Annotated in this window: 19 protein-coding genes; 7 read left to right on the plus strand and 12 right to left on the minus strand. The window is 72.1% G+C overall.

The window, feature by feature from the left end:
* Positions 1-3 precede the first annotated feature (3 nt).
* Positions 4-918 carry a hypothetical protein gene (locus I847_RS0109235; RefSeq protein ID WP_028049467.1) on the minus strand — a complete coding sequence of 305 codons (915 nt, stop codon included), beginning with the start codon at positions 916-918 and terminating at the stop codon, positions 4-6.
* The gene (locus tag I847_RS22835) at positions 915-1511 is read right to left on the minus strand and encodes a SigE family RNA polymerase sigma factor (protein ID WP_081680696.1); all 597 of its coding nucleotides are present in this window, start codon (positions 1509-1511) and stop codon (positions 915-917) included. Before I847_RS22835 ends, I847_RS0109235 begins: the two co-directional genes overlap by 4 nt.
* A gap of 114 nt (positions 1512-1625) precedes the next feature.
* Between I847_RS22835 and I847_RS0109245 the strand changes: the two genes are divergently transcribed.
* The 3 genes from I847_RS0109245 to I847_RS0109255 all read left to right on the plus strand — a co-directional run bounded on the left by I847_RS0109245 (position 1626) and on the right by I847_RS0109255 (position 4723).
* A complete protein-coding gene (locus tag I847_RS0109245) occupies positions 1626-1994 on the plus strand; it encodes a hypothetical protein (protein ID WP_028049468.1) in 369 nt (122 codons plus the stop codon).
* A 61-nt stretch (positions 1995-2055) separates the two neighbouring features.
* A complete protein-coding gene (locus tag I847_RS22840; protein WP_034609710.1) occupies positions 2056-2679 on the plus strand; it encodes a hypothetical protein in 624 nt (207 codons plus the stop codon).
* An 88-nt stretch (positions 2680-2767) separates the two neighbouring features.
* On the plus strand, positions 2768-4723 hold the full coding sequence (locus tag I847_RS0109255; RefSeq protein ID WP_028049469.1) for an NHL domain-containing thioredoxin family protein: 1956 nt from the start codon (positions 2768-2770) through the stop codon (positions 4721-4723).
* A gap of 220 nt (positions 4724-4943) precedes the next feature.
* On the opposite strand, the gene I847_RS0109260 is transcribed toward I847_RS0109255, so the two are convergent.
* The 3 genes from I847_RS0109260 to I847_RS0109270 all read right to left on the minus strand — a co-directional run bounded on the left by I847_RS0109260 (position 4944) and on the right by I847_RS0109270 (position 7899).
* Positions 4944-6380: a diguanylate cyclase gene (locus I847_RS0109260; protein ID WP_028049470.1), complete on the minus strand. Its 1437-nt coding sequence runs from the start codon at positions 6378-6380 to the stop codon at positions 4944-4946.
* Positions 6381-6599: 219 nt separating this feature from the next.
* On the minus strand, positions 6600-6815 hold the full coding sequence (locus I847_RS0109265) for a hypothetical protein (RefSeq protein WP_028049471.1): 216 nt from the start codon (positions 6813-6815) through the stop codon (positions 6600-6602).
* Between the two features lie 55 nt (positions 6816-6870).
* Positions 6871-7899: a hypothetical protein gene (locus tag I847_RS0109270; protein ID WP_028049472.1), complete on the minus strand. Its 1029-nt coding sequence runs from the start codon at positions 7897-7899 to the stop codon at positions 6871-6873.
* Positions 7900-8056: 157 nt separating this feature from the next.
* On the opposite strand from I847_RS0109270, the gene I847_RS0109275 reads away from it, so the two are divergent.
* Complete coding sequence (locus tag I847_RS0109275; protein WP_028049473.1) at positions 8057-8758, plus strand: alpha/beta fold hydrolase; 702 nt, start codon at positions 8057-8059, stop codon at positions 8756-8758.
* A gap of 123 nt (positions 8759-8881) precedes the next feature.
* On the opposite strand, the gene I847_RS27385 is transcribed toward I847_RS0109275, so the two are convergent.
* The 5 genes from I847_RS27385 to I847_RS25550 all read right to left on the minus strand — a co-directional run bounded on the left by I847_RS27385 (position 8882) and on the right by I847_RS25550 (position 15533).
* Positions 8882-9220 carry a DUF6458 family protein gene (locus tag I847_RS27385; protein ID WP_231384156.1) on the minus strand — a complete coding sequence of 113 codons (339 nt, stop codon included), beginning with the start codon at positions 9218-9220 and terminating at the stop codon, positions 8882-8884.
* A 92-nt stretch (positions 9221-9312) separates the two neighbouring features.
* Entirely contained in the window at positions 9313-11382 is a 2070-nt protein-coding gene (locus I847_RS0109285) for a prolyl oligopeptidase family serine peptidase (protein ID WP_028049474.1), read from the minus strand.
* Between the two features lie 124 nt (positions 11383-11506).
* Positions 11507-12448, minus strand: a complete 942-nt coding sequence (locus tag I847_RS25545; RefSeq protein ID WP_231384157.1) for a type IV toxin-antitoxin system AbiEi family antitoxin domain-containing protein — start codon at positions 12446-12448, stop codon at positions 11507-11509.
* Positions 12449-12724: 276 nt separating this feature from the next.
* On the minus strand, positions 12725-14824 hold the full coding sequence (locus I847_RS22860; RefSeq protein ID WP_034609714.1) for a cytochrome c oxidase assembly protein: 2100 nt from the start codon (positions 14822-14824) through the stop codon (positions 12725-12727).
* A 4-nt stretch (positions 14825-14828) separates the two neighbouring features.
* Positions 14829-15533 (minus strand): copper resistance CopC family protein, encoded by a 705-nt coding sequence (locus tag I847_RS25550; RefSeq protein ID WP_051274680.1) that lies wholly within the window; start codon positions 15531-15533, stop codon positions 14829-14831.
* A gap of 143 nt (positions 15534-15676) precedes the next feature.
* On the opposite strand from I847_RS25550, the gene I847_RS0109305 reads away from it, so the two are divergent.
* From I847_RS0109305 to I847_RS0109315, 3 genes are all read left to right on the plus strand, one after another.
* Positions 15677-17482 (plus strand): MDR family MFS transporter, encoded by a 1806-nt coding sequence (locus I847_RS0109305; protein ID WP_028049475.1) that lies wholly within the window; start codon positions 15677-15679, stop codon positions 17480-17482.
* 195 nt (positions 17483-17677) lie between these two features.
* Positions 17678-18184, plus strand: coding sequence for a ubiquinol-cytochrome c reductase iron-sulfur subunit (locus I847_RS22870; RefSeq protein WP_081680700.1), 507 nt, complete (start codon positions 17678-17680; stop codon positions 18182-18184).
* Positions 18185-18187: 3 nt separating this feature from the next.
* On the plus strand, positions 18188-18580 hold the full coding sequence (locus I847_RS0109315) for a hypothetical protein (protein WP_028049477.1): 393 nt from the start codon (positions 18188-18190) through the stop codon (positions 18578-18580).
* A gap of 6 nt (positions 18581-18586) precedes the next feature.
* On the opposite strand, the gene I847_RS0109320 is transcribed toward I847_RS0109315, so the two are convergent.
* Complete coding sequence (locus tag I847_RS0109320; protein ID WP_028049478.1) at positions 18587-19255, minus strand: hypothetical protein; 669 nt, start codon at positions 19253-19255, stop codon at positions 18587-18589.
* Between the two features lie 63 nt (positions 19256-19318).
* Entirely contained in the window at positions 19319-19642 is a 324-nt protein-coding gene (locus tag I847_RS0109325; protein WP_028049479.1) for a hypothetical protein, read from the minus strand.
* Positions 19643-19658 lie beyond the last annotated feature (16 nt).

Raw genomic sequence — 19658 nt, forward strand, 5'->3', positions numbered from 1 at the left:
GTCTCAGCTCGGGCCGACGCCGACCGGCTCGACGAAGGTCAGGCCGTCGGGCACCGCGTCCGCCGGTCCCTGCTCGAGGTAGACGACATGGGTGTCGGGATCCTTCAGCTCCAGCAGGTGCCCGTCGCTCGGGTCGACGATGGTGAAGCTGTCGGCGTCCCACCCGTACCGGGTCCCCGACCGTCCGTGCGAGTCGGTGACCTCCGGCGTCACGACGACGCCGTCGAGGCCGGAGAAGACGCTCCACAGCGCCCGGCGCAGCGCGGGTGAGGCGGGAGACTGCACGAGGTTGAAGACCTTGCTCGCCACCACCTGGTCGCGGGTGACGGAAGGGGCCGGCGTGTAGCACGCCGCCAGGCGTTCCCCGAGCGCGTCCGGGGTCGTCGGCAGGGCGTAGAGCGCGTCCCAGTCGATGTCGACCGGCTTGCCCCCGCAGTTCGCAGGGTCGGGGAGCGTGGCGAACGCGTTCCGGGTGATGAGCTCGGCCTTCGACAGGTCGCCGTCTCGCACCGTCGCACCGTCGCCCCGGTGCGGTGCAGCGAGGTCTAGGCCCAGGGACCGCAAGGCACCGTCCCCGTGGTGGGGAAGCCACGTCTCGGCTCGGTGCGTGGCGCCGTCCACCCCGTACTCGTAGGCCTGGTGCCAGAAGTTCGCGTCCGGCCAGCCGGCCTCGTCCGGCGACGTCGCCTGCGCCGAGGCCGCCGGTGCGACGCTCGCTGCGCGCACCGGCCAGCTCTGCACCGCCACCGCACCCCCGACCACCAGTACTGCCGTGAGAGCGCCGGCCGACGCACTGCGACGGAGCAGCCGACGCCGGCGTGCACCGCTGATGACCTGCGACGTGTCGACGTCGACCCGCGGCGCCACGATGTCGACCCGTGCCCGCAGAGTGCGCGTGAACTCCTCGTCGATGCTCATGATCCGTTTCCCCCTGGCGTGTGGTTGTTGCTCATTGCGGTCCGCAGCAGCACGAGGCTGCGCGACGCCGTCGACTTCACGGTGCCCACCGAGACGCCCAGGTCCTCGGCGACCTCCCGCTCGGACAGCCCTTCGAGGTGGCGCAGCACGACGATCCGTCTCTGCCGCGGCGTCAGCGTGGCCAGGGCGCGGACCAGCTGGTCGCGCTCCGCGTGCTGTTCCGCGCCGGCCTCGAGACGACCCTCGGGCAGCTCTGTCGGGGCGGTCAGCACCTCCCGCCGGTGCTTGCGCCAGCTGTCGATGCGCAGGTTCGCCAGCGTCCGGCGCGCATACGCGAGCGGGTCGCGCTGACGCGCCTTGGGCCAGGCCAGATAGGTGCGCATGAGCGCCACCTGGACCAGCTCCTCGGCCCGGTGGGCGTCGCCGCAGAGGAGCCAGGCCGTGCGCGACAGTCCGGGCGTCGCGAACGCCATGAAGGCCGCGAACTCGGTGTCCCGGTCGACGTGGGCCGCCGAGGCCGGGACGACGGCGACGTGCTCGGTGACGGCGGCTTCGGGAACCGGCGGGTCCGCCGGGATCGTGGAGGTCGTCATGCCTAGTACACGATCCGCAGTCTCCAGAGGTTGAGTGGGCAGCTGCCGTATCCCTGTGACGGGCTGCTCCCTAGAGTTGTGGCCACGCCCACCCATCATCGGAGCCGCGCCGCCATGACCGAGACCGTACCCACACCCGAGCCGGCACTCGTTCAGATCGGCGACATCGTCGTCTCCGAGCACTGGGTGGTGACTCCCAACGGAACCGCGCCGCTCGCCGGGTCGCAGTGGAGCGTGCGGGATGCCACCGTCCGCACCCAGGTCATCCCGACCTACGCGATCGTGCTGGCGATCGTCTTCGCGCTGGCGTGCCTGCTCGGGCTGCTGTTCCTGCTCATCAAGGAGGACAAGGTCACCGGCTTCGTCGAGGTGACCGTGCGGTCCGGCTCGCTCGCGCACCTGACGCAGATCCCCGTGCCCGGGCCGGCCGCTGACGTCGTCGCGGACCAGGTCCGGTACGCGCAGCAGCTCGCCGCGAGGTAGCTCGGCCGCCGTTCGCCGGCCCGGGGTCAAGCAGGACGGCTCCCGTGCCGATGGTGCACACGTGACACACCGATCCGCCGCACGGCTCGTCGCGACGGCGGCACTGCTCCTGGCCCTCGCCGGCTGCGCCGCGCCCGCCGCGCACACCCTTCCGACAGACACCGTCGGAGCCGACCGCGCCGTCCCGATCCCCGTGTCGGACGGCCACGCGCCGGTATCTCCACCAGCTCGGTCAGCGCCACCAGCGGCGGAGCAGCCGTCCGCTGCGGAGATCCGGGCGTGCTGGACCGAGGTTCCGGCCGGTGCCACTCGGGCGGCCCGCGCCTACGCTGCGGCCCTCAACGCCGCCACCTCCGCCGGGCTGGCGATCGACCACAAGATCCACGCCGCGGGCGACAAGGTCCACCTCGACGACCTGTCCAGCCAGCTCGCGGTGGACGCGACGCTCGTCGTCGACGTCCAGGCCATCGAGTTCCCGGACAACGCCGCCCCCGCCGCTGCCGACTTCCTCGCTGCGGTGCGCGCCTACGACGAGTTCCTGAGCGCGACGCTCCAGGCGGGCGACTTCGGCGAGGACTACGGCGACGTGGACAGCCACCTCATAGAGCAGCGCGGCCGCCGCTCCTCGCATCTGCGCGACGTGCTCGACCTGCCACGGGCGGGCTGCAACCTGCGTCGCCCGTAGCGGTCCCGGCCGACGTCGGCCGCGGGCCGACTCAGGGGCACCGGACAACCCATGACCCTCGTCGCAACGGACGTTGGACAATGGACGGGTGCGTGAGAGTCGGCTGCCCAGGGTCCGTGCCTCCGAGCTTGTCGGGCGGGGGTGGCTGAACACCGGCGGCCGGTCGCTGACGCTCGCCGATCTGCGCGGCAAGATCGTGATCCTCGACTTCTGGACGTTCTGCTGCATCAACTGCCTGCACGTCCTCGACGAGCTGCGGGAGCTCGAGGACCGGTATCGCGACGTCCTGGTGATCGTCGGGGTCCACTCGCCGAAGTTCGCGCACGAGGCCGACCCCGCCGCGCTGGCGGCGGCCGTGCAGCGCTACGAGGTCCACCACCCCGTGCTCGACGATCCCGCGTTGACCACCTGGTCCGCCTACACAGCGCGCGCGTGGCCGACGCTCGTCGTCATCGACCCCGAGGGGTACGTCGTCGCGCAGATGGCCGGCGAGGGGCACCGGCGCAACGTCGAGATCCTCGTCGACGAGCTCGTCGCGCTGCATGCGTCGAAGGGCACGCTGCACCGCGGCGACGGTCCGTACGTGCCACCCGCGCCCGAGCAGGGCACGCTCCGGTTCCCCGCCAAGGTGATCGCCCTGCCCGACGGCCACCTGCTGGTCGCGGACGCCGGCCACCACAGCCTCGCCGAGCTCGACGGCGAGACGTTGGTCCGCCGGATCGGGACGGGCGAACGCGGCTTCGTCGACGGGCTTGCCGACGAGGCCAGGTTCAGCGAACCCAACGGCCTGTGCCTGGTGCCGGAGGAGCTGCGTCAGTGGCTCGACTACGACGTGCTCGTCGCGGACACCGTCAACCACGCGCTGCGCGGCGTCCGGCTGGCCGACGGGCGGGTGACCACCGTGGCCGGGACGGGCGCGCAGTACATGGTGGGCGCGGCCGACAACTTCCTGCCGTTCGACGACGACGAGGCCGACGAAGAACCCGCATCGCTTCCCGTGATCGGCGAGCCCGGCGATGCGTCGGCCGCGTTCGCCTCGTCCCTCTCCCTGTCGACCGGCGGGTCGCCGACCGTCGACTTCATCCCCGGTCCCCGACGACAGAAGCTCTCCTCGCCCTGGGACGTCGTGTGGTCCCGGGCGCTCGGCGGGTTCGTCGTGGCCATGGCCGGCAACCACACGCTGTGGGAGTTCGACGACAAGCAGGGCTCGATCAACCAGCTCGCCGGCACGCTGAACGAGGGTCTGCTCGACGGTCCCCTCGACGACGCCTGGTTCGCGCAGCCGTCCGGTCTCGCCGTGGGTGCCGACGACAAGATCTGGGTGGCCGACTCCGAGACCTCGGCGCTGCGCTGGGTCGACCCCGTCGCGCGGACGGTGCACACCGCGGTCGGTGAGGGACTGTTCGACTTCGGGCACCGCGACGGCCCGGCCGCCGAAGCGCGCCTGCAGCACCCCCTCGGCGTCGCCGTCCTGCCGGACGGGTCCGTGCTGATCGCGGACACCTACAACGGGGCGGTCCGCCGGTTCTCCGGCGGTTCCGTCTCGACGATCGCTACCGACCTCGCCGAGCCCAGCGGGCTGCTCGTCCTCGACGACTCGGTGATCGTCGTCGAGTCCGCCGCCCACCGGCTGACGCGGCTGCCCCTGTCCCTCGGCCGCCTCGAGGACCGCGGCGCGCACCGCACCCGGCGACCCGTCACCGAGCTCGCGCCCGGGTCCGTGCGCCTCGACGTCGTCTTCACGCCCGCGACCGGGCAGAAGTACGACGACCGCTACGGCCCCTCGACCCGCCTGCAGGTGTCGTCGACGCCGCCTGGCCTGCTGCTCGAGGGCGCCGGGGACGACGTTCCGCTCGACCGCATGCTCCGTCTCGATCCGTCGGTCCGCGAAGGCGTCCTGCACGTCACTGCGCATGCCGCCTCGTGCGACGCCGACCCCGCGGTCGAGCACCCTGCGTGCCACCTGAACGCTCAGGACTGGGGAGTGCCCGTCCGGCTGGTCGAGGGCGGCGCGACGACGCTCACGCTTCCGCTGCACGGCTGAACGCCCGCCGGCCCGGCTCACGCGCGCTGCACCCACCAACGAGGCGCAAGCTAGCGCGCGCTGCACCCACCAACGCGGCGCAAGCTAGCGCGCGCTGCACCCACCAACGCGGCGCAAGCTAGCGCGCGCTGCACCCACCAACGCGGCGCAAGCTAGCGCGCGCTGCACCCACCAACGCGGCGCAAGCTAGCGCGCGCTGCACCCACCAACGAGGCGCAAGCTAGCGCGCGCCACGAACAGCCACGCCTGTCAGCGCGTCGAGCGACGTCAGCACGACGTCGCCGGTCGCGGCGGTGGCCGACATCCCGATCTCGACGAGCCACGGACCGTAGCCGACGACGACGGTCGCGAACTGCGCTCCTACCTCGGCCGGGCTGCCACCGCGGGCCACCGCAGCGGCGGGTTCGTCAGGCGAGGCACCCTCCCGACGGGTCAGCACCGTCCAGGTGGAACCGCCGAGCGTCTCGGTGGCGGCGGCCGCGAACGCGCACAGCCGCGGCACGACGCCGGACTGGGCGGCCGCGATGGCCGACGACCCGGCGACGATCACGCGCTCGGCGGTGACGTTCGGGTCGGCCGTCGCGGGGACCGTCGCACGCAGGGCGCGGGCGCGGGCGCGCTTGGCCTTGTACTGCGCGGCGTCGGCCTGCCGGAACAGGTGCCGCGCGGAGACGGACCCGGTGACGGCGGTCGAGGCGATCCCGTAGGAGATCGCGGCGCCGTGCGGCAACGGGAACGCGGCCACCGTCGCCGCCATCGTCTCGGCGACCTCGGAGCGACGTCGACCGACCGTGACCAGGCAGAACTCGTCGCCACCGATGCGCGCGGCCGTCGAGCCCGGCAGGGCGTCCGCCGCACGGCTCAGCACGTCGGCCACGGACCGCAGCAGGTCGTCACCAGCGTCGTGGCCCATGTCGTCGTTGACGCGCTTGAGCCCGTCGACGTCGCACATGACGATGCAGGTCTCGTGGCCCGACTCGAGCGCGGACTCGGCCTCCGAGTCCGCGACCCGGCGATTGGCCAGGCCCGTCAGCGGGTCGTCGGCGACCAGGTGCCGCACCTGCGCCTCGAGGTCGACGCGGGCGACCGCGCCCGCGACGAGTGCCGCGAGCACCTCCGCACGGGCGATGTCGTCGACCCGGAACGGGGTGCCCGGACGCGCACGGGTCGCGACGATCTGCCCCCACACGGTGCCGTTGACGATCAGCGGTGAACCGAGACCGCTCGCGGCGTCGACCTCACGCAAGGAGGCGACCTCGATCGGGTCGCCGGCGTCCGGGTCGTCGTCGGCCGTCGGCTCGTCGTGGATCGTGCGCGCGTGCGCGACCCAGCTGGCCCGGTCGCGGATCATGTTGCGGAGGGCAGGCCGGTCGTTGGCGCGGTAGGACGCTCGCGAGAGCCACACCATGCGCGGATCCGTCGGCCGGGGCTCGACCGCGACGGTCCGGCACGTGTCCTGGTCGATCCGACAGAAGGCGACACCCTGAGCATCGAGCACCTCGAGGGCCGTCGAGGTCGCGACGTGAGCAACCTCGTCGATCGAGCGGCAGCGGTCCAGACGGTGCGCGGCGAGGGCGAGGGCGCGCACGCCGACCATGCTCGCCGCAGACCTGCTGTCCGAGCGCGCACCCTGAGCCGACATGCCGCGACGCGTCACTGGGTCATCATCGTCCCTCGCCGGCCCTCGGTGCGATCTCGACGCATGAGAGGTCGATGAGATCACCCGTCCTGGCGCAACAAATCGCCCGAAGCGCACGCGAATCAAACAGTTGCCGAGAGGGAACAACACAAACACGCGCGAGCCCGTCGTGACATTGCCTCGAATGGCGCAACGACATCGCCGTCACGGACCACGTGACCACGAACGTGGCTCCGGTCACGCGCTTGCGCGCACCGTGCCGACCACCCGGACCTGGACGTCCACACCGTCGACCATTCCCGGGAGGTCGTGGCGCCCGTCGCGTGAGACGTTCACTCGGATCTCGTACCCACCGTTGGCCCGAGCGATCCCGATCCCCCGCACGTCCGAGCGGCCCTGCAGGGTCGTGCGCAGCCGCTCCTTCGCCGCCCGTGCCTGCTGGATGTCCGCCACCCGTGCACCGCCTCCCACCACGCACTCCGACCGTGGCCGGGACGCGGGACGGCCCTCAGACCAGGGTCGCTCCGAACGCGGCGAGCACGGCGTCGATGGGGTTGACGTAGGTCAACCCGGACCCATTGTCACCCCCGGACTCCGACCCCGCATAGAGCAGACCGATCGCGACACCGTCCTGGCGGTACACGAGCGCACCCGAATCACCCCCGCGGGAGAACGGCCCGGGCCCGGTCGACTCGACCTCGATCTGGTTGTCGAAGCTGAGCTCGCCCAGCTCGTCGCCGTAGCCGACCACCACGTCGTCCAGCTCGATCGCGGTCACCCGGCCGTGCGTCACGGCGGTCGTCCGACCGATCTTTCCCACGGACTCGCCGCCGAGGACCTCAGCCGTCGTCGTCACCCTGCCGACCGGGTACTGCAGATCCGGCTGCGTGAACTCCTGGTCCAGTCGGGCGACGGCGGCATCGACGAGCGCTCGCCCGTTCGGCAACAGATCCACCCTGGCCGCGAGCGTGCCGACGCGGTCCTTCGGGTCGGTCCCACCGTCCGCCGCGCCGGGCTGCACGATGTCGTCGCCCACCTGAGCGGCAGGCGTGCCCGAGAGCACGTGGTAGTTGGACAGCACGTGGACGGCGCCGTCGACGTGCACGAACGCGCCGAGCGTTCCCGCGCTGACGCGGACGTGCCCGATCGAGACGCCCGGACGCAAGGGCCGGACACGCCCCGTCTCGCCGAGCGACTGGGCACGGACCACCGGCGGTCGCAGGCGGACCGCCCTTCCGTCCGCGCCCGAGTCCGCGCCGAGCGTCCTGATCCGGCCCGTTCGACGAACGTCCACGTCCTCGGGACCGACCTTGTCCACGACCCTGCGTGCCACGCTGCGCACCGAGGACAGGCCGAGCCGGTACCGGACGGCGAGCTGGAAGGACCCGTCCGGCTGCCGTGCCAGCCCGAGCGCCAGCGCCGGCGCCTCCACCGACGCCGTCCTGGCGACGTCGGACGGTCGAACCACCCGCTCCGACAGATGCCGCGCGTAGTCCACCATCTGCGCCTTGACCTCGCGCGCCTCGACCTCGTCCATCTGTCCCCCTGCTCCGCCGGCGTCGGACGCCGGGATGAATGCCCGGTCTGTCCGGGCAGGGCCCAGTCTGCCCGGAACCACCCACACGCGTCGCTCCCCGGGGGTACAGCGCCTCCTCACCCGCACGCGTGTCGGTGGTCGGGGACAGGCTGTCCCCATGGCTGCTTCCGTGATTCTGGTACCTGGTGCATGGCTCGGCGCGTGGGCGTGGGACCGCGTGGTCGGGAGGCTTCGAGACGAGGGCTTCGACGCCTACCCGATGACTCTTCCGGGGCTCGATCCCGACGCCACCGATCGCGGCTCTATCACGCTGGAGGATCACGTGCGCGCCGTCGTCGACCTCGTCGACACCCTGGACGGTGAGGTCGTGCTGGTCGGGCACAGCGCGGGCGGCACGGTGCTCAGCGAGGTGGTGGACCAGCGGCCGGCGCGCGTCCGGCGGGCGGTCTACGTGGACAGCGGGCCCCAGCAGGACGGCGCCGTGCCCAACCCTGCGATCGCCCCGGACCAGGCCGAGGAGGCGCTTCCGCCGTGGGAGGTCCTCGGTGAGCAGAGCCTGCAAGGCCTCTCGGACGAGGACCTCGCCGACTTCGCCCGGCGCGCCGTGCCGCATCCGGCGGCGGCGCGCCGCGGGCCGGTGCACCTGCGTGATCCGGCGCGCTTCTCGGTCCCGGTGACCGCGATCTGCACGAGCCTGTCGTCCGAGCAGCTCAAACCCATGGCGCACGGGGGGCCGCCGTTCTTCACCGAGCTGTCCGAGTTCGACGTGACCTACGTCGACCTCCCGACGGGGCACTGGCCGATGTGGTCGCGACCGGACGACCTCGCCGACGCGATCGTGGAGGCGGCGCGAGCCTGAGACGTCTCGCGGGAGCTGCGGTTGGCGGTGGCCATGCTCGGGCGGCTCGCCGAGGTCGGCGATGGTTCCTTCGACGACGAACGCCGCCGACCTCGCAGGCGAGGTCGGCGGCGTTCGGGAGGGTCAGACAGCCGGCGGCGCGGCGGGGGCCTGAGGAGCGGGCGGCGCCTGGGGGGCGGGCTGCGCCTGCACCACGGGGGTGGCCGGAGCCACGGGCACCGCCGGGACCACAGGCGCGGCCTGGGGCGCGGGCTGGGGTGTGGTCCGCTGCTCGATGACCTCACGGTGGGACGTGTTGTTGCGCTGCGCGTTCATCGCGATGGCAAGGATCAACGCCAGCGCTCCTGCGCCCATGCAGATGTAGCCGATCAGGGTCAGGTTCACGCCGTCGATACGGTCACTGACTCCGAACGACATGATCGCGCCGATCACGATCAGCGCGATTCCGCCTCCGATACCCATGTCGGTCCTCCGTCCTGGCGGGCTAGGGATGCCCGTCCATGAGCGGCGAGTCTGGTCCGGGTCGACGACGCCCGCACCTCGAGCGGCAGGAATCACCCCAACGTGTCGGGGTAGAGAACGTCCTCGCCGAGCACGTGCTGCGCCAGGAACGCCTCGACCACCTGGTACCAGACGACCGCATGCTGGGGGCTGAGCACCCAGTGGTTCTCGTCCGGGAAGTACAGGAACCGGTGCGGGCTGTGACCGTCCTCGTCGGCGGGCAGACCGCTCTTGGACAGCAGCTCGTACCAGAGCCGCAGCCCCTCTCCGACGGGCACGCGGTAGTCCTTGTCGCCGTGCACCACCAGCATCGGGGTGGTGATCGCCCCGACGTGCAGGTGGGGTGAGTTGTCGAGCGCCATCTGCTCGGTCATCTCGCGGCCCCAGTAGTAGGCCACGTCGGTCGTCGGCCCGAACTGGTCCAGCGCCCACAGGCTCGCGTGCGTGACGATCGCCGCGAACCGGTCGGTGTGGCCGGCCACCCAGTTGGCCATGTAGCCGCCGAACGAGCCGCCCATCGCCGCCGTGCGGGTCTCGTCCACGTCCTCGCGCTCCACGGCGGCATCGGTGATCGCCAACAGGTCCGTGTACGGCGCCGCACCCCACGCGCCCCAGCCGTCCTGGATGAACTGCTGGCCGTATCCGGTGGACAGCGCCGGGTCCGGCAGGAGGACCGCGTACCCGCGGGCGACGAGGATCCACGGGTTCCACCGCCAGGACCAGGCGTTCCACGAGCTGAGGGGGCCGCCGTGGATCCACAGGACGAGCGGAGCCTTCTCGATCACGCCCTCCTGCGCCTGTCTCGGTCGGGCCAGCCACGCCCGGACTCGTCGGCCGTCGGTCGTCGACTCCACCTCGTCCAGGACACCGGGCAGCTCCACGGGGCTCACCGGGCTGGGCAGGGGTGTGCTCGCGACCGGCGCGTCCTGGGTCAGGTCGATCCGGACCGGGTGCGACGGTGCCAGGTACGACGTCCGCAGCGCGTACGCGGTCCGACCGTCGGGGCTGACGTTGACGTCCGTGAACACGGCGTCGTCGCTGGTGACCCGCTCGACCGCGCCCGTCGCCAGCTCGATGCGGAAGATCGGCCCCCGGCCGTCGTCGTCGGCCGTGACGAGCAGTGCGTCCGAGTCGGGCAGCCACACCGGACCGTGCGGCCAGCGGTCCCACTCGTCGGCCAGGGCGCGCGGTTCGCCGCCGTGCAGCGGCACCACCGCGAGCCGCACCACCGGGGCCTCGTACGGCGTCGACAACGTGTCGCGGCTGTACGCGACCCACCGGCCGTCCGGCGAGATCGCCGGGCTCCAGAGGTCCGCCGCGGGATCGTCGACGAGGACCCGGCGCTCACCGGTCGCGACGTCGATCGCCACCAGCTGGCTACGGCTCGCTCCGCCGCCCATGGGCACGTGCCACCCGCTGACCACCGTCGCGCCGTCCGGGCTGATCGCCGAGGCCTGGTCCATGAGGTGCCGCCGGCCGTCCGGGGTGACGTCCGTGAGCGTCAGCCGCGGATCGGTCACGCCTGCGACCGGGTGCGTCACGCGCTCGCTCAGGGTCGCCGTGAACAGGTGCGGGCTGTGCGGACCGAGGTCGGCGTCCCAGTACCGAACCGGGAACCCGTCGTGCAGGATCGCCGAGACCTTCTTCTCCTTGCGCGCCTTGCGGAGCCTCTCGTCGGCAGCATCGTCGACGGCCGACGGCAGCACGTCCGACCCCAGGAGCACCACCGCCGCATCCCGGGCCACCCGGACGCCGGACACTCCCGCCAGCCGGTCGGCGATCAGCCGCGCCTCGGCGCCGTCGTGCGGCAGCAACCACAGCGCCGGCCTCGGGTCGTCGTCGCCCTCGTTCTTGTCCGGGTCCGGACGGGCACTGGTGAACAGCAGGTCACCGTCGCGCGTGAAGGCCGCGCTCGCCTCGCCCTTCGCGCTCCGTGTCAGTCGCCGGGCAGGGGTCTCGCCCGTCGGGTCCACCTCCCACAGTGCCGTCACGAACTTGGTCCGCTTGGCGTCCAGCGTCGCGACGCTGGTCACCAAGCGCGTCCCGTCCCGGCTGAGCACCAGCCCGCTGAGCCGCGGAATCGCCACGTAGTCGTCAAGGTCATGAAAAGCGGTCTCACCCATGCCCCCCGTCCTACCACCCGCCACCGCGTCCGCGCCCGGGGGCGCTGCGGTTCACCTGCCGCTCGAACTTGCTGTTGCGCGCCGTATTCGGCCGGATGGCGCGCACAACGACAAGTTCGCCCTCTCATCGCACGTGGGCGAGTGCTGTTCGGACCAGGGCAGCCACCGTGCCCCGGCGGCCGATGTCGTCGGCCGTGACGCGTAGGAGCTCCACGTGGGCGGTCGCGAGCATCGCGTTCTGACGCCGCCGATCGCGCAACAGCGCCACCGGGGCTTCGTGAACCTCTCGCCCGTCGACCTCGACGATGAGCCAACGGCCACCGGGAAGTCGCCATCCCAGGTCCCCGCGGGCGACGAACGCTCCGTGACGGTCTCTGATCTCCACCTGGAGCTCGTCCGGCGGAACGCCTCCGTCCACGCAGTCCAGTCGCGCGAACGTCTCCAGCGGCGACTCCGCGCGTCGGTCGACCAATCGGATCCGGTTCCTCACCTCGACCGCACCGCGTCTGCCGACCAGGAGTCCCTCGATCACGGCAAGTCCCTGGTCGGTGAGCAGGCCGCGGTGCAGCACGTCGTCGAGCACAGCCACCGCGTGTCGTCGCGGCAGGTCGGGAAGCGCCTGGACCAGCGCGGGGACCAGGGCCGCAATCTGCCGGGGGCCGTACCGCATCACCTGGGTCCCCTCGAAGTACCGGACGCGGATGCCGTCGCGCGGGCGGATCGACCGCCCTCGGGGCAAGGCAACTTCGGGCGCGACGTGGGCCGGCACTCCGGCGACACCGTGCAGCACCAGGGCGCACTGGCCGACCGCGACCGCCTCGGGGCCGTAAGCGAGCAGCCCCAACCAGGCGGCTCGCCGTCGACGACGTTCCGGGTCACGTATGCCGTCGCCGGGAGCGACGTCGAGGACGCCCCTGGTGGGGCGCTGCCAGATGCCCGACGCGACGAGCCGGGTCCGCTGCCCGCGAGTCACTCCGGCCGCATCGCACTGTGCCGACGAGAGCAGCGCCCCCTGCATCAGCGCGAGGGCGATCAGCGACGGTGGAATGTCTCGAGGCGGGCGCACCCAGGGAACTGTGCCGACTCGCCGCCGGCCGGCCACGGTGCACCGGGACTCGGTCGTGACCGCGGGGCTGTGGTCGGCTCGGCCCGCGCCCGACGGCACCACGGTCGGCCTCACGCTCGACGAACTTGTCGATGTGCACGGCATCCGGCCGAATGACGCGCACAAGGTCAAGTTCGCCGGCGGTGGAGCGCGGGCGAGGGGTGCGGGTGCGGGTGCGGGGGCGCCGGAGTCGGAGTCGGGGCGCCAGCGCGGGTTGGCGGCGGGCGCGCTGCGGCGTCAGGGGGCTGGTGGGTTGGCTGCGTCTCGGGCGGCCAGGTTCGCGAGCATCGCGTTGTACTCGTCCATCTCGATGTCGCCGTCGCGATCGACCCGTCGGTCGCGGCGGCGGGCGGCGCGTTCGTCGTCGCGCGACCACTGCACCGCCACGACGACCGCGAGGACGAGGGTCGGCAGCTCACCGATGCCCCACGCGAACGCGCCACCGGCCTGCTGGTCCGCGATGGCCGACACGCCCCACGGCCGACCCATCAGCCCGAACCAGTCGGCGACGAACAGGGCCTCGGACGTGACCAGGGTGACCCCGAAGAACGCGTGGAACACCATGGTGCCGAACAGCAGGAGGATCCGCTGCGGGTAGCCCCAGCGGCGCGGTCCGGGGTCGACACCGATCAGCGCGTTGACGAACAGGTACCCGGCGAGCGTGAAGTGCACGACCATCGCGAGGTGCCCGACGCCGCTGCGCAGGGTCCACTCGAACAGTCCGGAGTAGTAGAAGAGGACCATCGAGCCGATGAAGTTCACGGCTGCGACCAGCGGGTTCGCCAAGAACGTCCCGACGCGGCTGTGCACCAGGGTGAGGATCCACTCGCGCGGTCCGCGGGACGCGTCCGAGCGCAGGAGCGACGACCGGACCGGCAGGGCGCGCAGCGCGAGGGTGACCGGCGCGGACAGGACGACGAACAGCGGCACCAGCATGGCCAGCGTCATGTGCTGGATCATGTGGCCGCTGAACAGCACGTGGCCGTACAGGTTCGGGGCGCCGTTCGTCGCCCAGCCGAACAGCAGGAGCCCGACGGTCCAGGACGCTGCGCGCAGCAGCGACCACTGGTCTCCACGCCGGCGGAGCCGCACCACCCACCGCCAGTACACGACGAGCCCGGCGACGGTCGCGAACGCGAGCAGCAGGTCCCAGCGCCACTCGGTGATCCAGCGCATCGGGGTCGGCTCGGGCGGCAGCGGGTGCCCGGTGATCTGGTAGGCCGGCGACGGGTCGACGGGCGGGTCCTGCGAGACGGGCGGGGCTGTGGCGCCGAGCGCGACCGCGACCCCGGACACGGCGCCCATGACGAACAGCTCGACGAGCACGAGCCGCCAGAACAGCACCCCCCCGACGCGTCGCACCGAGCCCGACGCCCCACCCGCGAGGCGCGGGAGGACGCGCTGCCGGTGCGCCAGCCCGAGCAGTCCGAGGACGCCGAACAGCGCCGCCTTGCTCAGCAGCAGGACGCCGTAGGTCGTGGTGAGGTCGGACCAGCCGCCGGTGCGGAGGAGGCCGTTGACCAGCCCGGACACGCCGACGGCGACGAAGCACCACCCGGCGACGACCGAGTACCGGGCGACCGCCGCGGACAGGTCCGTGCCGATGCGCGTGACCAGGAGGGCGAGGGCCGCGAGGGCCCCGATCCACAGCGCGGCGCCGACGAGATGGACCACCATGGCCGACGTCGCGATGCTGTGCCCGGACGCGCCCGCCGCGTGCCCGAGCTGCGCCTGCTGGTACAGGGCGACGAGCACCGCCACGGCGGTCCAGGCGGCGCCGGTCGGGGTCGCGACGACCAGGGACAACGCCGTGACGACGGCCGCGACGGTCGTGATCAGCAGGAGCGTGCGGCCGAGGTCGATGTCGGTGACGAACACCCCGAGCTGCTGCCCGAACGCGTCCGAGCCGAGCGCCACCCCCGCGACGTCCGCGTAGGTCAGGACGAGGTGCACGATCGACGCCACCGTCCACGCCCCCGCGGCGACCCCGGCGACGACCAGGCTGTGCGGATAGGCGGAGCCGTCGGCGGTCCCGACGCCCACGCGTGCGTTGCGCACGGGACCGTCCTCGGACGCGACCCGCGGCAGGATGCCGACCGCCAGGAACAGCGCCCCGAGGGTGACGGCCCCGGCGAGCTCGGAGAGCGTCGACGAAGCGGGCAGCCCCCACCGGACGAGCGGACCAGGGTCGCGCAGGATCGTCGGGAGCGCGGCGCCGGAGAACCAGATGCCGAGCAGCGCGAACGCGACGGCGGCCAGGGGGAGGACGACGACGCGCCACGGGCCGAGAGGTCTGGGAGCGCCGGTTCCCCGGGCGCTCGTCGCCGGCGCACTCACCCGCTCAGCCTAGGTTGCCGTCGTCGTCGAGCGGACGCCGCCGCATGAGCAGCACCGCCGTCAGGCCACCGGCAGCGACGAGCACCGCGGCGATGCCGAGGAGGACGCCCACGGGGACGTGCCTCGCTTCCGGGAGCTCGGAGATGACCGGGGCAGCCGCGGCCGGACTCGATGCGGTGGCAGGGTCGGGATCGGCGACGGGCTCGGCCGACGGCGTCACCGGGACCATCGTCCCGTGGTCCATGACCATGGGCTGCTCGGCGGCGGCACCACCGGCCGGGTCGACGGGAGCGCCGGCGCCCTGGATCGTCGTCGGACCCTGCGTGGTGAAGGTGTACTCGCCCTCGACCGCGTGCCCGTCGTCGGAGGTGACCCGGTACATGACCTTGTAGAGGCCCGCCGGCAGGTCACCGGCGATCGCCTGCGAGACCACCGGCCCGTTCGTCGTCGGAACGCCGACGTTGACCACCGCCTGGTCGGGTCGGTGGACCATCAGCGCCACGCCCAGGGGCGAGACGTCCTCGGCGAACGTCAGCGTGATGTGGTCGGGCATGACCGGCAGCACCGCGTCGGCGGGCGGGTCGGTGCTGACCAGCTGGTTGTGTGCCTGGGCCGCCGTGGCGCCCAGCAGGACAAGTGCGCAGAGTCCGACGACGACCGCGACTACGCGCCGGACGGCCCTGCGCAGGGCCGTCGTTGGCTCGGACATGCGGGAAGGGTAGTCGCTGAAGGCCGAACCGGTCGCCCGTGACCGGGAACACATGCGCGCCCGGTCGTTGTTGTCACCTGGGTGCGGGATGGTTGTCCTGCGCAACCAGTCATGCGTCCCCCACCCCCGTTCGAGAAGGCTCCATGACTCAGCAGAGCACCGACGCACCCCCGAACGCCTCGGCCTTCAAGGCCCCGACGCACCGCGAGATCCTCACGATCCTCGGCGGTCTGATGCTCGGCATGTTCATGGCCGCGCTGGACCAGACCATCGTCGCCACCTCGATCCGGACGATCGGCGACGACCTCAACGGGCTCTCGCTGCAGGCATGGGTGACCACTGCGTACCTGCTCACGGCGACGATCTCGACGCCGCTGTACGGCAAGCTGTCCGACATCTACGGGCGCAAGCCGCTGTACATGATCGCGATCTCGCTCTTCGTGCTCGGGTCGTTGCTGTCCGGCACGTCGAACTCGATGTACGAGCTGGCCGGGTACCGCGCGCTGCAGGGCCTCGGTGCGGGCGGTCTCATGGCGCTCGCCATCACGATCCTCGGCGACCTGGTCGCACCCCGGGAGCGCGCGCGCTACCAGGGCTACTTCCTCGCCGTGTTCGGCGTCTCGAGCGTGCTCGGGCCGGTGGTCGGCGGGTTCTTCGCCGGCACGGAGACGATCCTGGGCATCTCCGGGTGGCGCTGGGTCTTCCTGATCAACGTGCCGATCGGCATCATCGCGCTCATCGTGATCTCGCGAGTGCTGCACCTGCCGCCGCTGAAGCGGATCCAGCACCGGATCGACTGGCCCGGCGCCCTGCTCCTGGTCGTCACGCTGGTGCCGATCCTGCTCGTCGCCGAACAGGGTCGGGAGTGGCACTGGGACTCTCCCAAGGCGATCGCCTGCTACGTCATCGGGGTCCTGGGCCTGATCGGGTTCGTCGTCGCAGAGCGTTTCGCCAAGGGCGACGCGATCCTGCCGCTCTACCTCTTCCGCAACCGCACGTTCTCGGTCGGCGCGGGGGCCAACGTCGTCATCGGCCTCGGCATGTTCGGCGGCCTGGCCACCCTGCCGCTCTACCTGCAGATCGTGAAGGGCCAGACGCCCACGCACGCCGGCCTGACGCTCATCCCGTTCACGCTCGGCATCATGGCGGGCTCGATCATCGCCGGTCAGACGACCGCCCGGACGGGCCGCTACAAGGCCCTGCCGGTGTTCGGCACGGTGCTGATGGCCGGCGCCTCGCTGATGTTCTCGCGGCTGCAGACCGACACGTCGCTGAACTTCCTCTTCGCGTGCTCCATCGTCTTCGGGCTCGGGCTCGGCTTCACGATGCAGCCGCTCGTGCTCGCGGTGCAGAACGCCGTGCCCGTGCGCGACATGGGTGTCGCGACCTCGTCGTCGCTGTTCTTCCGGCAGATGGGCGGCACGCTCGGCACCGCGATCTTCCTGTCGATCCTCTTCTCGACGGTCGGCGACAACATCAGGGCCGCCTTCGCGTCGGCGGTCAAGACGCCTGCGTTCCAGCAGGCCGTCGCCGACCCGGCCGTGCAGGGCAACCCGGCGAACGCGCCCGTGCTCGGCCTGCTGCGGCCCGGATCGGATGGCGGGAGCCTGCCCTCGCTGAACGACTCGTCGTTCATCAACAACCTGGACCCGCGGCTGGCCAAGCCGTTCCTCGACGGGTTCTCCCAGTCGATCGACACCGTGCTGCTCGTGGCCGCGTGCATCATCTCCGTCGGGATCATCCTGACCGCCCTCCTGCCCGAGCTGCCGCTGCGCAACGTCTCCGGCATCCAGGGCCGCATGGACGCCGACGCGGCCGACGCCGCTGCGGCCGAGGTGCCAGGTGCGACCGCCGGTGCGACGGCCGTCAGCGGGGTGTCCGCGATCGTGGCCGACCAGGCCGCCGTCGACCGGGTCGACGCGGAAGCGGCACAGGGGCCGTCCAGCTGACCGCCTCGTCGTTCGACCCTCCGCCGGCTCCCTGACGGAGGTCGAACTGACGGAGGTCGAACGGTGAGGCGGACCGGCGGCGTCGAGCCTGGCGGGCTAGCGTCAACGCAAACAGGTGCCCCGTGCGGTGAACTTCCGCGACCTCCGCCTCGTGACAACTGGTGACCGCTCGTCCCGGCTCGCACGGAGGTGGCAATGTCCTCGCTGCTGGATTCCCCGAACACGCTGGACCCGACCGACGTCACGCACGCCGACTGCACCGGTTGTCTCGACCGGCGCACGGTCCTGGCGCGCGCCGGCCTGGTGACCATGGGCGTCGCCGCGGCCGGTGTGCTGGCGGCCTGCGGGGGCAGCTCGTCGAACACCGACCCGGGTTCCACCTCCGGCGGCGGCGGGTCGGGCGGCGACGGCTCGCTCGCCAAGGTCTCCGACATCCCCGAGGGTGGCGCGATCTCCGCGACGGGTTCGGACGGCAAGCCGATCCTGCTGACCCAGCCGTCGGCGGGCACGATCGTGGCGCTGACCGCGATCTGCACCCACCAGGGCTGCACGGTCGCACCCGACGGCAAGCAGCTGAAGTGCCCCTGCCACGGGTCCGTCTACGACCTGTCCGGCAAGAACGTGTCCGGCCCGGCGCCGGCGCCGCTGACCGCGATCGACGTCCACGTCAGCAACGGCGAAGTGCTCGCGGGGAAGGCCTGAGCCATGGAGCGGCAGCCGACGTCCTACGTCCTGCGGGCCCTGCTCAGCGTGTGCCTGCTGGTCTCGGCGATCGTCCACCTCTACCTGTGGAACGACTGGGCGAAGGACGTCGCGGTGGTCGGCCCGGCGTTCCTGCTGAACGGCTTCGGCGGGATCGTGCTGGCCGTGCTCGTCCTGGTCTGGCGGCACTGGCTGCCACTGCTGGGTGCCATCGGGTTCGGCATCGCGACGCTGACGGCATTCGTCATCTCGACGACGCCCAGCGGGTTCTTCGAGGTGCACGAGCGGTGGGTCGGCACCTCGGTGTGGCTGGCCGCGATCTCCGAGCTCGGGGCGATCGCCCTCGGCATCGTCGCGATCGTCGTCGAGTCGAACGCCGCCCGTCGAACCGCGTAGCCCCGGTCAGTCGTCGCCGAGCAGCCGCCGCTCGTAGGCCGCGACCACCTGCGCCGGGGTCCAGTCCTCGGTTCCGACGGCCTGCGACCGACCCACGTACGTTCCCCGACCGCGATCGGCGCCGAGCCAGCACGCCTCGTCGAGGAACACGGCCCGGGCCTGCGCCAGCGACCGGGAGGTGAACAGGACGCTCGCGACACCCCGGTCCCGATAGGCGACGACGAAACCGTCCGCCGTGGCCTCGAGCACGATGCACTCGTCGCCGACCGACCCGCTCGCCCCGATGACGGCGAAGTCGACTCCGTCGAGCAGGTCGTTGTCGAGAGCGTCGAGGCGCAGGTCGACGAGATCCGGCGACCCGACTGATGCGGTCGGCTGCGCGGGCACGGGCGCGACCGGACCCTCCGCGTGCCTGTCGGCGATCTTGACGAGGATCCGGAACCGCCGCAGGTCACGGACGGTGATCGGGAGCCCGTTGGTGTCGAGCAGGCGGATCCCGTCGTCGGCCAGCTCCAGCAGGACGAGCCCGTCGGCGACGAGACTGCTGCGTGGGTCGATGCGGTAGCGGTGCGCGTCGTCGGCACCGCTGTCCGGACGGAGCAGCTCACCGCGCTCGTACCCGACGCGGCACAGCGCGAGGTCGTCGTCGACCGTCAGGGTCCGCACCGCACTCATGCGGGGAGCCTGCCACACGGCCCGGGCATCAGGCCGCAGGAGCCTCGAGCGCCCGGCACGAGCTCAACGACTCACCCACAGAACGGTCTCGCGCCCCGACTCGTGCGCGCGCCAGACCTCCTCGGGGCCGAGGCCGGCGCTGAGCCACTCGACCTCGGCAGGGTTGAGCGTCCAGGCCAAGGTCTCCACCCGGTGACCTGGCGCAGGCGGGCGCCACGGCGCACCGGAGCGCAGACGCACGACGAGGTCCGTCGGATCCCCCGACGGACCCGAACGGAGTCCGAGCCACGCCAGCTGCCGAGGGCCGCCCGGCCCGTCCAGAACCCCGCGAAGCTCCGCCGTCCGCGGAGTCGCCCACTCGATGAAGTCGGCGTTGGCGACCTTCATCCGCGCGGCGCTACCC

The sequence above is a fragment of the Cellulomonas sp. URHD0024 genome (genome assembly GCF_000426185.1).
Classification (GTDB): domain Bacteria; phylum Actinomycetota; class Actinomycetes; order Actinomycetales; family Cellulomonadaceae; genus Cellulomonas.

What these genes read in the sequence shown, in the direction of transcription:
- I847_RS22870 (WP_081680700.1), top strand. Translation starts at nt 17,678, where the DNA reads ATGTCCTCGCTGCTGGATTCCCCGAACACGCTGGACCCGACCGACGTC.
- I847_RS0109320 (WP_028049478.1), bottom strand. Translation starts at nt 19,255, where the DNA reads ATGAGTGCGGTGCGGACCCTGACGGTCGACGACGACCTCGCGCTGTGC.
- I847_RS0109235 (WP_028049467.1), bottom strand. Translation starts at nt 918, where the DNA reads ATGAGCATCGACGAGGAGTTCACGCGCACTCTGCGGGCACGGGTCGAC.
- I847_RS0109325 (WP_028049479.1), bottom strand. Translation starts at nt 19,642, where the DNA reads ATGAAGGTCGCCAACGCCGACTTCATCGAGTGGGCGACTCCGCGGACG.
- I847_RS0109305 (WP_028049475.1), top strand. Translation starts at nt 15,677, where the DNA reads ATGACTCAGCAGAGCACCGACGCACCCCCGAACGCCTCGGCCTTCAAG.
- I847_RS0109245 (WP_028049468.1), top strand. Translation starts at nt 1,626, where the DNA reads ATGACCGAGACCGTACCCACACCCGAGCCGGCACTCGTTCAGATCGGC.
- I847_RS0109285 (WP_028049474.1), bottom strand. Translation starts at nt 11,382, where the DNA reads ATGGGTGAGACCGCTTTTCATGACCTTGACGACTACGTGGCGATTCCG.
- I847_RS22835 (WP_081680696.1), bottom strand. Translation starts at nt 1,511, where the DNA reads ATGACGACCTCCACGATCCCGGCGGACCCGCCGGTTCCCGAAGCCGCC.
- I847_RS27385 (WP_231384156.1), bottom strand. Translation starts at nt 9,220, where the DNA reads ATGGGTATCGGAGGCGGAATCGCGCTGATCGTGATCGGCGCGATCATG.
- I847_RS25550 (WP_051274680.1), bottom strand. Translation starts at nt 15,533, where the DNA reads ATGTCCGAGCCAACGACGGCCCTGCGCAGGGCCGTCCGGCGCGTAGTC.
- I847_RS0109275 (WP_028049473.1), top strand. Translation starts at nt 8,057, where the DNA reads ATGGCTGCTTCCGTGATTCTGGTACCTGGTGCATGGCTCGGCGCGTGG.
- I847_RS0109270 (WP_028049472.1), bottom strand. Translation starts at nt 7,899, where the DNA reads ATGGACGAGGTCGAGGCGCGCGAGGTCAAGGCGCAGATGGTGGACTAC.
- I847_RS0109315 (WP_028049477.1), top strand. Translation starts at nt 18,188, where the DNA reads ATGGAGCGGCAGCCGACGTCCTACGTCCTGCGGGCCCTGCTCAGCGTG.